The organism is Aliivibrio fischeri (assembly GCA_038993745.2).
GTDB lineage: Bacteria > Pseudomonadota > Gammaproteobacteria > Enterobacterales > Vibrionaceae > Aliivibrio > Aliivibrio fischeri_B.
The window spans coordinates 972,828-988,447 of sequence record CP160629.1; the positions used below are offsets into that span (position 1 = coordinate 972,828).

At 38.2% G+C, this 15,620-nt stretch carries 10 protein-coding genes and 3 pseudogenes; 4 read left to right on the forward strand and 9 right to left on the reverse strand.

Features of this window, described 5'->3' with window-relative positions:
• Positions 1-101: 101 nt before the first annotated feature.
• The 4 genes from panP to AAFX60_004790 form a co-directional block, all read right to left on the reverse strand.
• Positions 102-1,745 carry a pyridoxal-dependent aspartate 1-decarboxylase PanP gene (gene panP / locus AAFX60_004775; GenBank protein ID XDF78469.1) on the reverse strand — a complete coding sequence of 548 codons (1,644 nt, stop codon included), beginning with the start codon at positions 1,743-1,745 and terminating at the stop codon, positions 102-104.
• Positions 1,746-1,919: 174 nt separating this feature from the next.
• Positions 1,920-2,432, reverse strand: coding sequence for a hypothetical protein (locus AAFX60_004780; protein ID XDF78470.1), 513 nt, complete (start codon positions 2,430-2,432; stop codon positions 1,920-1,922).
• A 136-nt stretch (positions 2,433-2,568) separates the two neighbouring features.
• Positions 2,569-3,468, reverse strand: coding sequence for a lysine exporter LysO family protein (locus AAFX60_004785; protein XDF78471.1), 900 nt, complete (start codon positions 3,466-3,468; stop codon positions 2,569-2,571).
• Positions 3,469-3,558: 90 nt separating this feature from the next.
• Positions 3,559-4,482 (reverse strand): HDOD domain-containing protein, encoded by a 924-nt coding sequence (locus AAFX60_004790; protein ID XDF78472.1) that lies wholly within the window; start codon positions 4,480-4,482, stop codon positions 3,559-3,561.
• Between the two features lie 373 nt (positions 4,483-4,855).
• Between AAFX60_004790 and tfoX the strand changes: the two genes are divergently transcribed.
• The gene (gene tfoX / locus AAFX60_004795; protein ID XDF78473.1) at positions 4,856-5,485 is read left to right on the forward strand and encodes a DNA transformation protein TfoX; all 630 of its coding nucleotides are present in this window, start codon (positions 4,856-4,858) and stop codon (positions 5,483-5,485) included.
• Between the two features lie 91 nt (positions 5,486-5,576).
• On the opposite strand, the gene AAFX60_004800 is transcribed toward tfoX, so the two are convergent.
• The gene (locus AAFX60_004800) at positions 5,577-6,125 is read right to left on the reverse strand and encodes a hypothetical protein (protein ID XDF78474.1); all 549 of its coding nucleotides are present in this window, start codon (positions 6,123-6,125) and stop codon (positions 5,577-5,579) included.
• A 275-nt stretch (positions 6,126-6,400) separates the two neighbouring features.
• On the opposite strand from AAFX60_004800, the gene AAFX60_004805 reads away from it, so the two are divergent.
• Positions 6,401-7,702, forward strand: coding sequence for a DUF945 family protein (locus AAFX60_004805; protein ID XDF78475.1), 1,302 nt, complete (start codon positions 6,401-6,403; stop codon positions 7,700-7,702).
• A 197-nt stretch (positions 7,703-7,899) separates the two neighbouring features.
• Complete coding sequence (gene serC / locus AAFX60_004810; protein XDF78476.1) at positions 7,900-8,982, forward strand: 3-phosphoserine/phosphohydroxythreonine transaminase; 1,083 nt, start codon at positions 7,900-7,902, stop codon at positions 8,980-8,982.
• 90 nt (positions 8,983-9,072) lie between these two features.
• Here serC and cydC read toward each other — a convergent pair.
• The 4 genes and pseudogenes from cydC to ald form a co-directional block, all read right to left on the reverse strand.
• Positions 9,073-10,793 (reverse strand): annotated as a pseudogene (cydC, locus tag AAFX60_004815) (cysteine/glutathione ABC transporter ATP-binding protein/permease CydC).
• Complete coding sequence (cydD, locus tag AAFX60_004820; GenBank protein ID XDF78477.1) at positions 10,786-12,558, reverse strand: cysteine/glutathione ABC transporter permease/ATP-binding protein CydD; 1,773 nt, start codon at positions 12,556-12,558, stop codon at positions 10,786-10,788. Before cydD ends, cydC begins: the two are co-directional and overlap by 8 nt.
• Before the next feature lie 153 nt (positions 12,559-12,711).
• Positions 12,712-13,677, reverse strand: coding sequence for a thioredoxin-disulfide reductase (trxB, locus tag AAFX60_004825; GenBank protein ID XDF78478.1), 966 nt, complete (start codon positions 13,675-13,677; stop codon positions 12,712-12,714).
• Positions 13,678-13,824: 147 nt separating this feature from the next.
• Positions 13,825-14,942 (reverse strand): annotated as a pseudogene (gene ald / locus AAFX60_004830) (alanine dehydrogenase).
• Between the two features lie 156 nt (positions 14,943-15,098).
• Here ald and lrp point away from each other — a divergent pair.
• Positions 15,099-15,588: pseudogene (gene lrp, locus AAFX60_004835) on the forward strand (leucine-responsive transcriptional regulator Lrp).
• The last annotated feature ends 32 nt before the right edge of the window (positions 15,589-15,620 follow it).

Consider the following 15,620-nt stretch of genomic DNA (forward strand, 5'->3'; position numbering starts at 1 on the left):
AAATTTTATCGATAATTTCGTGATTAAGTTTCAGTTAGAAAGGAAATGAATTACAAAAAAATAGGTTGTTTTACATTCATAAAACAACCTATATGAGGGGGTTAGTGAAGAATGTTGTCTACAATTTGGTTTAAAAGAGGTAAAGATATTTCACTGCTGCTCGCAATTTCTCTTTGCTCAATTAAGACATTTTGCAGTATTTCTTTTGTTGTTAATGGGTTTGCCAATACGACTCTGAAAACGATGGTTGGTTGATGCTGATAAGCTTCAGGTGTTAATCGAGTTCGAGAAACAAAAGATTTCCCAGTTTCACGTTGCGTTTTTTGAATGTACTTGGTGAGATTATCCAAGTGTTCATAAATCTCAAGCTTTTGCTCGTCAGTCGCAATGGCCAGTGCCGCTTTTACATTACTTGGAACATAACGATAAGTCAGCAAACACAGCTCAGGTTCTGTTATCAGTTCAAAGTCATCTTGCTGTTGAATTAAATCAGCGAAGTAGTGTGCTTTTTCAATACTTTGGTTGATTAATAATTCATAACCAGGGCGACTGATCACGTTGAAACAAGAATAAAGCAACATCGCCATACCACTTCGAGAACCTTCAAGTGTGTGACGACCTAAATCTTTAGACCCTTTACGAAGAATGTACTCAGCATGATGCTGGATAGAAGACATTAACTCAGGATCTTTAAAAATAACCATACCAGCACCCATTGGTACGTATAGTTGTTTGTGTGCATCAATCGTTACGGAATCGGCTAAATCAATACCATCTAAAAGGTGTCGGTACGTATTCGACATTAACGTTGCACCGCCCCAAGCGGCATCCACATGGAAATGACATCCTTCACGTTGAGCAACGTTTGCTAACTCACGCAGTGGGTCAATTGAACCTGTTTCTGTGGTACCTGCAACACCAACAATAGCTAGTGGCTTAATGTTTTTCGCTTTTGCTTGGGAAATTTTAAGCTCTAAATCATCAAGGCAAACACGGTTGTTGTTGTCAGTTTTTACGGCAATAACACCATCTTGACCAATCCCTAATACATCGGCTGCTTTTTTGAGTGAGTAGTGACCACGTTCTGAAACGAAAATAGCTAACCCATTGCACTTATAATGCATAAGAGCGGCAAAAAGTCCTTGTTTGGCAATACCTTCAAAATCACCTTCTGGTTTTAATAGGCGATTTCTTGCAACCCATAACGCTGTAATATTGGCAATGGTGCCGCCTGAACAAAAAGCACCCAGAGAATGATCAGCACTGTGCATCCAGTGTTGATAGAAACTGTCTTTTTGACCGAAAATTAGACGGTGCAACATACCAAGCACTTGACGCTCTAACGGGGTAAATGCTTTTGATGTTTCAATTTTTACCAAGTTTTGGTTTAGGGCAATCATGATTTTTGAAAGTGGCATTAAAAAGTAAGGCAATGCCGATGTCATGTGGCCAATAAAGCTTGGTGCAGAGGTATGAACGGATTGAGATACAAGGGTATCTAACAGGTGCTCAGTATGTTCGGATACATAGGTTGGCGATTCAGGCATTGATGAATCGGTAAAATCTTTTTCGATTTCCGTCAATGGCTTTTCTTCGGCAACAATATGCTCTCTCAAAAATTGATTTAAGTTCTGTGAAAGTTCTTTTTCAATTATTCCAAGAGTCGAATCGGGAGCTTCCGGAACAGTAAAAATTCGCAGCAGGCTTTCAAAGCTCGCATCTGCTGTTTTGTTGTCTGTTACCATGGTATCTGTTCTATTTGTTGATGATTGAAAAGTAAAGAGAATGATTCTTTACAGGCTCTGAGGGCACAATTTAGAACAAAATGACGAAAATGTCTTGTGTAAAATGTGCCTCATTGAGCCTTGAAGGGGGGATTTACCACCAAAAATGAATGAATGGTGATAAATTAATCAATATTATTGGCATTTAATAATACTGATCTCACTCATTTTTTGATTGTAGGCTTTCAGTGGTGCATCAATTGTTTTTGGATGACTTAAGATGTCTGCAAAAGCAGAACGTAATTCATAATTTTGTTTATGAGGTTGAGATTGACGGTCATCAAACGTTGTTTTGGCGATTTTACCTAGCTCGTCATCATGGCTTGCTAATTCTTTCACTTCTTTTTGAGAAAGTTGTAACCACGATTCTATTGATTGATTTGTTTTAACCTTTTCAGGTGCATTTTCAAGATAGTAATTCACCGCAGCACGGTTCAATTCAAAGTGATGTTTGCGTCCTTCAAGGAACCAGTCACCAACACTTTGTAGGTTTGGATCTTTTTTCACGGTAATGGCAATGAGCTCTTGATACCAAGTTAAAGATGCATCTACATATTGACTGTATTTGTCGCTTAAACATTGAGTATCTGCAGCTTGAGCTGACGTCGTAAGCAATGCAAAAGGTAAGATTAGAGCGGCAAGTTTCATTTTAAATCCTTATAAATGAATCGTAATTATCAATTTGTGATTGTAAATAGAGTGTAACTAAATGCAATTGAAACGATTCACAGTGTGATGCTTCCCACTTAATCTAATGCGAATAACTTTTTTCTGCTGCGATTACTTAAAGAGAAACGAAGAACAGCATCAAAAAAGGAACTGAGAGACTCAGTATAAAACCACTGACAATAGCAATAGGAACACAGCGAATCCCGCCACAATTTTGAATAACAGGAAGTGTGAAATCCATTGCTGTTGCTCCAGCGTAACCAATAGAGGTGACTGGATAGCGATGAATTAAGGTTGGGATTAGTAGTAGAGCGACCAACTCACGGAAAAGTTCATTTAAGAAAGCCGCGCCACCATATACTGGACCTAAAGCATCACCCATTAAGATGCCAGCAAGTGAATACCATCCAAAACCAGAAGCCATTGCTAAGCCGTGTGGTAATGGGATATCAAGAATAAGAGCACCAATGATGCCACCAACAAAAGAAGTAGACATAATAACTGCGGCAATAATAATACCGTGCTTATTTAATAGGATCTGGCGAAGTGTAAGGCCACTATTACGTAATTGAATACCAATTAAAAATAATAGAAGTAATAGGATGATCTCACTGGCTTGCTCAACCCAACTTAAATCGATACCAGAAAGTAAGCCAAATACTAGACCTCCTGCAACCGCTAAGAGCAGCTTTGCTGATTCTAGGATCATTTTAAATAGTGGAAGTGAGTTTTTATTCCCTTCTGAATTTAGCGGAAAGAGCTTATCCATAATAGGAAGAATAGCTAAGTTACATACACTAATTGCGATAAAGAAAGTAACCGTAATCGTTAAGATTTGATTGAGGTTTTGAGCAAGATTATCCAGAGCAGCAAGACTTAAGCCCATAAGTGCTAGGATAACGGTAACTAGGTGACTTGTTGCAGCATTAATATGTTGAAGCGGCTTCTTCGTATGAAGAGGGATTAAATAGCCTAAAAGCAGTGGTAAAAAAACGAATAACATTCCCGAAAACATAATAATAAACCCAACTTTTGAAGAAGCCTCGAGAATATCAAGGCTTTTCAAATTCGGCAATATAATGTTAATCAATTTGTTGTAATTTAATTACAAACCACTGCTTCTTAGTGTTTCTCTAATTCGGTCGTTGAATTGAGTATTGGTAAGATTACTTAGTGTATAAAGGGCTTCAGCACCTTCTAGTGTGATTTCTACTTCATGGTCATCAATATCGTCATCGTTATTTCTGAACATTAACAAATGATTAGCAATACGTGCGATGTTTAAATAACTTATTGGGTAGCTATTTTCTGAAATTTGTTTATTTGTGGCAATTGAAAGGAAATCTTCATCAAACTGCCAATGATTCAATACATGGTAGCTAATTGGATTACACTCTTTTTCAAAAATATGGAGTGCAACATCGAGATCGAGGTAATTTCCTTCTTCAAGGTAGTTGTAGTATTTATTGACTAAGCAAAATAAACCGATGTCTGCCAAAAGACCACTTAATAGCGCCTTTTCTGGTTCAAGGTAATCGTGTGAGCTATCAGTACTTTCTTTTAGTATCTCTTCGCATACCATTGTCATAACGGCGGCAAATTCGCGCGACTTAGCCGCACTCTTACGAAGTAACGCATTACACTCGCTATTTAAGTCACTTGAATATTTTAATTGTTCGATAGCTTGTGCGGTAACAATATCACGCACACGGAAGATACCCAGACGAGATACAGCAGTAAGAACATCTGTACAGGTAATATTACGGCGGTTAAATACGACAGAATTAGCCATTCGAATCACAATAGCGGTAAGGCTCGGGTCTTCTAAAAGCGTATCGGACACATCTTTTATCATTGTACCTTCAAGGGTACACAATTTCTGAATTTTAAGAACGACATCAGGGATCGGTGGAAGCTGAATTTTCCCCGATGTGATGTTAGAGGTAACTTGTTGGCTAAACTCAGTCCTCAATGCATTCAGAGCTTTCTCTTTGTCATGAGTTAACCAAAAAAATGATAAATGATTCATTTTAATTCATGTATTTAAATAATGGGTAAATCATACATTATTTTTATACATACGAAATAAAAACTTAAAGATTTGAGCACACACTCAAATTAAAAAAATATGTAGAAATGTCAAAGTTAATACGGTGAATTAAATAAGTGATAATTTATTGACATGACAAATGAATCTTGTGAGATTCATCAATGTAATGAGGTGCGATGTTATGTCATTATAATGTGATACGAGCCTGAAGAATTACTTGTTTCGTTACATGAATTAATTAGTAATTATGTGATCGAAATAAAGAAATATACTGTTATTTCAGGTATTAATATAAAAATAATAGAAACATATTCATTGTACGTTTATTATTCAATTGCTTGATGTCAATTTTATGACAGGGACGGGGGATGTTAATTTAAAGATCAAGGAGATCGAGATGAGTCATCTAGAAGAGCGCTTTTTTAACTTTGTAAAAAAACTGGGAAGATTTAATAAACGTTCAATGTTTGGTGGTGTTGGATTGTTTAATGAAGATGCTATGTTCTCACTTGTTACTGACGGACGATTATATGTTCGTGGTGGTGGTGAAGTAGATGCTCGGTTTGAAGAGTTAGGTTGTGAGCGTTTCAAGCATGTTAAGAAGACGACAATTGCTACTGTAAATTATTTTGATGTTACTGAGTTATTTGAAAAGAAACCGGCTTCTCTTCTTTCTATTGTTCAAGAAGCTATGGAAAATTCTCGTTTAGAAAGAGAGTTTAAAAAATCAAAAGAAAACCGCCGTTTACGTGACTTACCAAATATGCAACTGACATTAGAAAGGATGGTCAAAAAAGCAGGAGTTCCTGATGTTGATTCATTTCTGGAAATTGGTGCTGTTGATGTATTTAAAAAAGTGAATCACACCTATGGTGGTGATGTGGATGTTAAGCTACTTTGGAAATTTGCTGGAGCGGAGTCAGGCGTTCATTGGACTTTATTACAAGAGCCTGCAAAGCAAGCATTATTGCAGCAAGTTTAAATTGTTTATTTCATAAAAAAACCTCGTTATACCGAAACAAATAAAGTTAAGGGATAACGAGGTTTTTTTGTATTTAAATATCTAATTTAAATTAGTATTTAAAACGAGCTGTTAGCAGAAGCTGATCACCGTAGATACCATTGAAGCGACCTTCAGCACCAATAGAGAATAGCTCTGTTGAGTGGAAGCGACCGTATACTGAGAATAGAGTATCGTCGTTATCATCGATAGATAGGTAACCTACTTTACCACCAACTTCAAGTTGTGGACCTAACCATTGACGTACGCCAAGGTTCAGTTCCATACCTGTGTCATTGTGGTATTTATGGTTGTCATCAACAACACGTAATAACATTTCACCTGTGATGTCAGCCCAATTGTTTACTGGAGCGTGGAAACCAAGACCAGCAGCTAGGTCGTAATCGCCGTCTAGCTCTGAATCAATGTTTGCGATAGCGTGAGCATTTGGGTGAATTGATTTGCTGAAACCAGCACCGAATGTTGAAGGGCTAAAGCCAATGCGAGCTTCAACGTAATCGTAGCTGAAGTTGCTCATGATGGCATTGTTTGCGTCATCTGCAGCCATTGAAGTTGCAGAAATAAACATTAGGCTTGATGCTAAAAGTGTTTTACGGATCATGATATTTGAAACCTATCAAATTGAGTGCTGTAAACAAAAAATATGGCCTAGATACTAACAGAAATCGGTATTTTTGCTAGAAAGCAATATATAAATTTGAAGTAACAACAAATCGTCAAAAAATGAACATGTATATATATTTAATAAAATAAAGCAAAAATTAAGCCAAGCATAGTAAGTTTTGTTATATATGACGCAGTTATTTACTAATTAGAGTTGTGTTGGGCTTATTGTGTTAGGTAAACTGATCGAAATAGATAACGTTGGATAACAATATGAACGAGTTAAAAAAATACGCGGCTATAGGTGGTGCAATCGCTCTTGTTGCTTGCTGGCCATTTGCAACAGGTAAGATTGGTGAGGCTATTTTTAAAGATGGGATTGCTTCTTATGATAATTCAGTCATCGCTATTGAAAATTTGTCTTATGACCGTGGTTATTTAAGTTCTACTGCGCAAAGTCGAATTCATGTTGTTGATCCTGGTTTAAGTGCTGAGCTAGAACATGCTGGATATCCGACTGACATTATTGTGAATCATGAAATATCTCATGGTTTATTGTCGATCTCTTCGGTATCAACATTTGAAACTGAAGCCAATAAGTCTGATTTTATTAAAGGACTTAAGTTAACTACTGAGAGTCAATTAACAGGCACAACTGATTTACTTCTTTCAAGTCAAGATGCTAACTTTGTGAATGACGATTTGCGTGCACAGGGTGTTGAAAAGTTATTTGTTGCCGCAAGTGAAGTGTCGGCAACGGTACAAAAAGATGGTCAATTCTCTTTAGTCTATAACCTTCCTAAAACGGAATTACGTTTAGATAATCAGTCAGAATTTATTGTTGATAACGTAAAGGGTCAAAGTGTTGGTCATTATGTAGGTGATATCTTCATTGGTGAAGCAAACATCGGTATGGATAAATTGCTGTTAAATGACGTAGAAGGTCAAAATCACAATGAAGTGAAAGGCTTTAACTATACGAGCATTAACCAAATCAAAGAAGTAAAAGATAAACCAGAAGACAATGTACTTACCTCTAGCAATAAACTAACGATAAATGAAGTTGTTACGGATAGTGGTACGTTAGAAAATGGTGTTTTTGATTTAAGTTTTGAAGAGCTAAACTATGATGCATTAATTAAGTTAGTTCCTCTATTACAAGAGCAAGAAATCACGCCAGAAAAAGTACAACAACTGATGCTGTCTTTTGATTTACTTGCCGCTAAAGGTTTTAAAGTAAATTTAAATGAATTCAGTGCTGATGTTCTAGGTAGTAAAGTGAATAGCCAAATTCTACTTACTTTACCAGCAGGGACAGCACGAGCTTCTCAAAATGCGGATAAATTAGTTCAAACATTACAAGGCAGTTCTGAGCTAGTTATTGCGAAAAAATTGGTAGATGAAACGCCAGAACTTCGTATGCAAATGGATGAATTACTAGTTAATGAATTTGCAACGGAAGAGGGCGATAATTATCGGTTATCTGCGAAGATTGCTAATGGTCAAATTGAGTTACCAAATGGTCAAAAAATGCCTCTATTTATGCTATTAGGCTTTTTAACTTATCTTCGTTAATTCATCTATATTTATACAAATAGCTCACTTTGGTGGGCTATTTTTTTAATTAATATTTTTAATTTGAATCTGTCATCGTTATAGATTTAGTGAAATAGATCACTTTCTGATTCCTTTATGAGATGAAAGGTGTTATTAATTTCGTAATCATTTTTTGTCAGTTAGTGTTGTAAACATCAACAGGAGTTTTAAGAAACATGGAAAAAGTATTTAACTTTTGTGCTGGACCAGCAATGTTACCAGTAGACGTTCTCGCCCAAGCTCAAAAGGAATTGGTAAATTGGAACGGCTTAGGCACATCTGTGATGGAAATAAGCCACCGTAGTAAAGAGTTTATTAAAGTCGCTGAAGAATCAGAGCAAGATTTGCGTGATTTATTAGCCATTCCAAACAACTATAAAGTATTGTTTTGCCAAGGTGGTGCCAGAGCTCAGTTTGCTGCTGTCCCTTTAAATTTATTGGGCGGTAATACTAAAGCTGATTATGTTGATGCAGGTTATTGGGCTCAAAGTGCGGTTGAAGAAGCGCAAAAATATTGTACTCCAAATGTCATTAATACCATTATTGATGTTGATGGTAAAAAAGCGGTTCAACCGGCTTCTGAGTGGGCATTAAGCGATGATGCTGCGTATGTTCATTTTTGTCCAAATGAAACCATCGATGGAATAGAGATTAATGATTTACCAGTAACAGACAAACCGATTGTTGCTGATATGTCTTCAACTATCTTGTCTCGTAAAATCGATGTGTCGAAATACGGTGTTATTTATGCCGGAGCACAAAAGAATATTGGTCCTGCGGGCTTAACGATTGTTATTGTACGTGATGATTTATTGGATTTAGCCTCTCAAGCACTGCCTAGTGTATTAAATTATGGTGTTTTGGCTGATAAAGAATCTATGTTCAATACGCCTCCAACGTACGCTTGGTACCTTGCGGGATTAGTTTTCAAATGGTTGAAATCTAATGGTGGTATTGATGCAATGGAAACACACAACCGTAAGAAAGCAGCGGTTCTGTACGATTACATTGATCAATCTGATTTTTACCGTAACGATGTGCATTCTGATAATCGCTCATTAATGAACGTACCATTTCAACTGGCAAACCCAGAGCTTGATACGAAGTTTCTTGAATTAGCAGATGAAGCGGGTTTAAAAGCATTGAAAGGACACCGAGTTGTCGGTGGTATGCGTGCATCAATTTATAATGCAATGCCATTAGAAGGTGTTGAAGCGCTTGTGCAATTTATGAAAGAGTTTGAAGAGAAGTACGTTTAGGTATTGCTCTTATTAACTGATACAAAAAAGCCGATATGATGATGGTCATATCGGCTTTTTTTATATCCTTAGGTTATCTATCTAAGGTAATTAAAAGCGTTGCCATAATTGGTGGTAAGCACCTTTAAGAGATAGGAGGCTATCATGCGTACCTTGCTCAACGATTTCACCGTGATCCATTAAACAAATATGATCCATCTGTTCTAGGTTCACAAGACGGTGTGTAATAAACACAACGGTTTTATGTTCAATGTGTTTATTAAGTACCGACATGATTTGTTGTTCGGTTTTTTGATCTAAACCTTCTGTTGGTTCATCCAATAATACAATAGGTGCATCATGTAATAACGCTCGTGCAATCCCAATTCGACGACGTTCACCACCAGAGAGTTGTCGACCACCATCGCCTAACCAAGCATTCAGACCTTCGTCGGTTGTTAAATCTTCCAAACCAACTTGATTTAACGTTTCCGTCAGTTTTTCATCGCTTGCTGTATCATCGGCAAGCAGTAAGTTATCTCGCAGAGAGCCATTTAAAATATCCACTCGTTGGCTTACCACTGACATTGCACTACGAAGATTTGTTTCTTTCCATTTAGGTAACTTCACACCATCAATAGCAATGTAGCCTGATTTAGGATCCCACTGACGAGTTAGCAACTGTAGTAAGGTTGATTTACCAGAGCCAGTTTGACCTACAATGGCCATTTTTTGTCCTGCAAGTAGATCAAGTGAGATGGCATTAATTGCATTGGTATCGGCATCCATGTATTGGTAATCAACATTTGAGATGGTTAAATTACCTTTGATGGCTTGATCTACGCCGTTTTCATCAAAAACAGTATCTGGTGCTGCTGTGATGATTTCATTCAAGCGACGAGCCGAGCTTAGTGTTTGCCCTAGATATTGAAAGGCGCCGGCTATTGGCATAAGTAGTTCAAAACTTGCCATTGTCGCAAATGCAACCATCGCAACCATAGGGTCAGGTGTCATTCCTGCAATACCGTCGCCTGCAATCCACAACATTAATAGCAGCGTCCAGCCGTTAGCTAGTAGTAATAGACCATTTGCTAATCCTGTTAATGCTGCCATACGGTGCTGGTTAGCTAATAGTGCCGTTTGTGCATCAAGAATACGTTGACGGTATTGAGCTTCCGCACCAAAAATGCGTAATTCAGCATTACCTTGTAGCCAATCTAAGGTTTTGATCCTCAGTATTGCTTTATTTTGAGTTAACTCTGAGCCATTGTGCTTACCTAACTTGTAGAATAGCGTTGGCCAGATTAGCAATAGAGAAAGTAAAATAGCTCCAAGAGTTAGACCGATAGTGATATCAAACCATGCAAGAAATGCAGTCAGTCCAATAATACCTAAAGTACCGACAATAATAGGGCTAACTAAACGCAAATATACATGGTCCATTGCATCAACATCAGCAACAAGACGGTTTAATAAATCCGCATCACGTAGCTTTGAGAAACGACCTGGGATAAGCGGTATTAGTTTCTTAAAGAAGAAAATACGTAATTCAGTTAGCAGTTTGAATGTGGCGTTATGACTAACAACACGTTCACCCCATCGTCCAGCAGTACGGCCAATAGAGAAACACGAACGGCACCGGCTGGAAGCATGTAGTTGAATGTTTCTCTTGCAATGGTTAAACCTGCAATAGCTGAAGCTGAGATAAACCAGCCAGAAATTGTTAGCAAACCAATAGAAGCAAACAAAGTAGCAAAGCTGAGTAGCATACCAAGCGTTAAGCCGAACCAATGTTTTTTATAGAGTTTGATATAAGGAAGTAAATCACGCATCGAGATCACCTTGCACTGGTTGTTTTGCCGCTAGCATATTCGCAAATAGGCCAGAATCTTTTATCTCATCAAATGAGCCAGATTGAACTATTTTCCCTTTATCTAATACAAGGATAGAGTCCATTGCATGAAGTTGATCTAAGCGGTGAGTGATCATTAATGTAGTTAAGCCTTGAGTCGCTTGATTTAAGCTCTTCATGACTAAACGTTCACTTTTTGCATCAAGACTTGCTGTTGGTTCATCTAAGATCCATAAACGCCCTTGTTGCAATAATGCTCTTGCTAATGCCAGTCGCTGTGCTTGTCCTACAGATAAACCACCTGAACGATCAGAAATCGCATGTTGATAACCAAGATCAGCAATAAACTCGTTAGCGAATGCATGCTCACATGCCGTATCTAGTTGTTCTTGAGTAATCTCTTGTTTACCTAGAGTGATGTTTTCTTGAATAGTACCGTGAACCAATGTTGGGTTTTGACCGACCCAGTTGATTTCTTTATACCATTCAGTTTTATCTAATTCTGATAATTCAATGCCATTAATTTTGATACTTCCTTGATATGGAAGGAAGCCAAGAATGGCATTAATCAAACTTGTTTTACCAGCACCACTAGGACCAATAAGTGCAGTTTGAGAGCCTTCTTCTAGATGGAAACTAATAGGACCTAAGAGGTTTTTTCCATCGTGAGTCGTTACGATTAACTCTTCAACTTGAATATCGAGGGTTGAAGATTCAGAGACTTTTTTATCACCTTGAGCTTGCTGTTCTGTTTTGGTGTCTAGAAATTCAACCAGCGATTCTGCAGCACCGATCGCTTGTGCTTTGGCGTGATAGAAGGTACCTAAATCACGGAGTGGCTGATAGAACTCTGGAGCAAGAATAAGAATAAATAGGCCTGTAAACAGAGTAACAGTTGTTCCGTAATGACCGAAATCTAGCTCACCAATAAAAGTAAAACCGAAGTAAACCGCAACAATAGCAATTGAAATTGAAGTGAAAAACTCTAGAACAGCTGACGATAAGAATGCCAGTCTTAGTACTTCCATCGTACGTTTACGGAAAATTTCCGAAGCACCATGTAAGTGTTCAGTTTCTTGTGCTGTTTTATTGAATAAGCGTATGGTTGTCATTGATTGCAGACGATCATAAAAATGACCAGATAAACGTTGCAATGCTTTAAAATTTCGTCGGTTAGCATCTGCAGCTCCCATACCAACCAGTGCCATAAATAATGGAACTAACGGAGCGGTAAGCAAAAAGATTAACCCGGCAGCCCAGTTTTGAGGGAACACCACGATTAATATAACAAACGGAATTAAAACCGATAGAGACATTTGTGGAAGGTAGCGAGAGAAGAAGTCTTGCATGTCTTCAACTTGTTCAAGTAATAAGGTTGCCCATGTACCAGCAGGTTTCCCTTTGATATAAGCTGGACCTAATTCTTGAAGTTTATTCAAAATCAATTGTCGAATGTGTACTCGAATGTGTTCACCACACCGGTAACCTGCAATCTCTCGTCCCCAACTACAAAGGGCACGAATAGCAACAAACACTAAGATAGCAACAAAGTGCGAAATCAGTTCGTATTTATCGACTTGTTCTACGATTAATTGGTGCAGAATATCGGCAAGTAATGCCGCTTGAGCAATAAGAAAAAGACTGGAAAGAAAGCCGAGCCCGATAGAGAGGGTGAGCCATTTTTTTGCAAGCTTGCTTTGACCCTTGAGCCATTTACCTAACTCGCGTTGTTGTATTTTATCCATAATATTGAAAGCTTACGTTTTGTATTATTTTGCACGCACTACTTTTTCTATTTTAATAATTTGAATATCAGAAAAAATAGGCACATCAACAAAATAAGATGAGCAAAAGAAACCCGAAGCATTAACTTCGGGTTTAACGTTAACATAGATAGTTTAACTTTCTTTTGCTTCTAACGCATCTAAAAAGCGTTCTGCATCTAAAGCGGCCATACAGCCAGTACCTGCAGACGTAATTGCTTGGCGGTAATTATGATCCATAACGTCACCTGCAGCAAAAATACCTTCAACACTTGTTTGAGTCGCATTACCTTCAAGGCCTGATTTTACTTTGATATAGCCATTTTCCATATCAAGCTGACCATTGAAAATAGCGGTATTTGGTTGGTGGCCAATAGCAATAAACGCGCCCATAACTTCTAAATCTTCAGTAGCATCCGATTTGGTGTCTTTTAAGCGAACACCGGTTACGCCCATATCATCACCTAGTACTTCTTCTAATGTACGGTCGGTATGTAGGATGATGTTTCCGTTTTCTACTTTATCCATCAGACGATCGATTAAGATCTTTTCAGAGCGGAAAGAGTCACGACGGTGGATTAAGTGCACTTCAGCCGCAATGTTTGATAAATATAATGCTTCTTCAACAGCAGTATTACCGCCACCAACAACCGCTACTTTTTGGTTACGGTAGAAGAAACCATCGCATGTTGCACAAGCAGAAACGCCACGACCTTTAAATGCTTCTTCAGATTCTAAACCTAAATATTTAGCTGAAGCGCCTGTTGAGATAATTAACGCATCACAAGTGTATTCACCTGAGTCACCTTTTAGACGGAAAGGACGTTGGCTAAAATCGGTTTCATTGATATGGTCAAAAATGATTTCAGTATTGAAGCGCTCTGCGTGTGCCTTCATTTCTTCCATTAAGCCTGGGCCAGTCATATCGGCAGCACCGCCAGGCCAGTTTTCAACTTCAGTAGTCGTTGTTAATTGACCACCTTGTTGCATACCTGTGATCATCACTGGATTTAAGTTAGCTCGTGCAGCGTAAACAGCAGCTGTGTAACCCGCAGGACCAGAACCAAGAATTAGTAATTTTGAATGCTTAACGTTGCTCATAGGATCTCCGAGCTAAAACAAAAAATAGAGAAAGAGGAAGGTAACATCGAGTTATCAACCAATATCCTGATTGTAGGGAATTTATTCGATGAAAGAAAGGGCACCGTAATAGGTGCCCTCAAATGATTTGGTTATAGGATATGCTTTTTAAGCACTGATAGCCGTTTCAGGAGCAACGTATTCTAAGTCGAAACTTTCTGCTACTTCTTTGCAGGTTACTTTTCGTGAATAACGTTCAAACCACCTAAAAAGCCTTTATCTTCTAATAAAGCCGCTTTATATCCCTTATCTGCTAATTTAATTATGTAAGGAAGTGTTGCATTATTTAGGGCAAATGTAGAGGTTCGAGCAACCGCTCCTGGCATGTTAGCAACACAATAATGAACAACGTCATCCACAATATAAGTTGGGTCAGCATGAGTGGTGGCATGAGAGGTTTCAAAACAACCGCCTTGGTCAATGGCAACATCAACAACGGCTGCGCCCGGTTTCATGCGTTTAATATGTTCTGCTGTAATTAACTTAGGTGCTGCTGCGCCCGGAATAAGTACGGCACCAACGACTAAATCAGCTTCTAGAACGTGTTTTTCAATGGCATCCACCGTAGAATAAACGACTTTAGCTCGACCTTGAAACTCTTCATCTAGATGACGTAGCGTATCGATATTGCGATCTAATATGGTGACATCAGCACGCATTCCTACGGCCATACGAGCAGCATTTGCTCCAACAACACCACCGCCAACAATGACGACTTTCGCAGGTTCAACACCCGGAACACCACCTAAAAGTAAGCCTCGACCACCGTTTGATTTCTCTAATGTTTGTGCGCCTGCTTGAATGGACATTCGACCTGCAACTTCTGACATTGGCGCTAATAGTGGCAGACGACCCATATTATCTGTTACAGTCTCATATGCGATGCAGACAGCTTTACTCTTGATTAGGTCTTTAGTTTGTGGAAGATCTGGTGCAAGATGTAAATACGTGAATAAAATTTGCCCTTCACGAAGCATTGCACGCTCAACAGCCTGAGGTTCTTTAACTTTAATAATCATTTCAGCTTTAGCAAATACGTCTTCAGCTGTAGGAAGAATGGATGCACCAACCGCGATGTAGTCTTCGTCGGTAAAACCAATGCCTGAGCCGGCTTTTGTTTCGACAAATACGGTGTGGCCATGAGATATTAATTCGCGAACACTCGCAGGGATCATACCAACGCGATATTCATGATTTTTTATTTCTTTAGGTACTCCAATGATCATCCTGATTTCCTTTTGTTTTATGGTTATTATGACTGGTTGTAGGGTTTTTGTTTCGAGTTTTTATCTAGTATAGATTGTAAATGGCAAAATTTGATGCTAAATATTAAAAAGTTGTAGTATATTTTTTTGCAAGGAAGTAATAAGGTGGAATAAAAAATGGTAGATAATAAGAAACCTTCCAAGGAACTGGATCGTATCGATCGCAATATTTTGAATGAACTCCAGAAAGATGGTCGAATTTCAAATGTTGAATTATCTAAGAGAGTAGGCCTGTCGCCAACTCCATGTTTAGAGCGCGTTCGCCGTCTAGAACGCCAAGGGTATATCAATGGTTATACAGCATTGCTAAACCACAATATCTTGATGCGTCATTATTAGTATTTGTTGAAATCACGTTAAACCGTGGTGCACCGGATGTATTTGAACAATTTAATGCTGCAGTACAGTTATTAGACGATATTCAAGAGTGTCATCTTGTATCGGGTGATTTTGACTATCTTTTAAAGACTCGTGTATCAGATATGAGTGCTTATCGTCGATTACTTGGTGATACACTATTACGACTTCCGGCGTTAACGACACTCGTACTTATGTTGTTATGGAAGAAGTAAAACAAACGAACCATTTAGTGATTAAGACTCGCTAATTGAAGCAAGATTGTAAATATCGAGATATTTT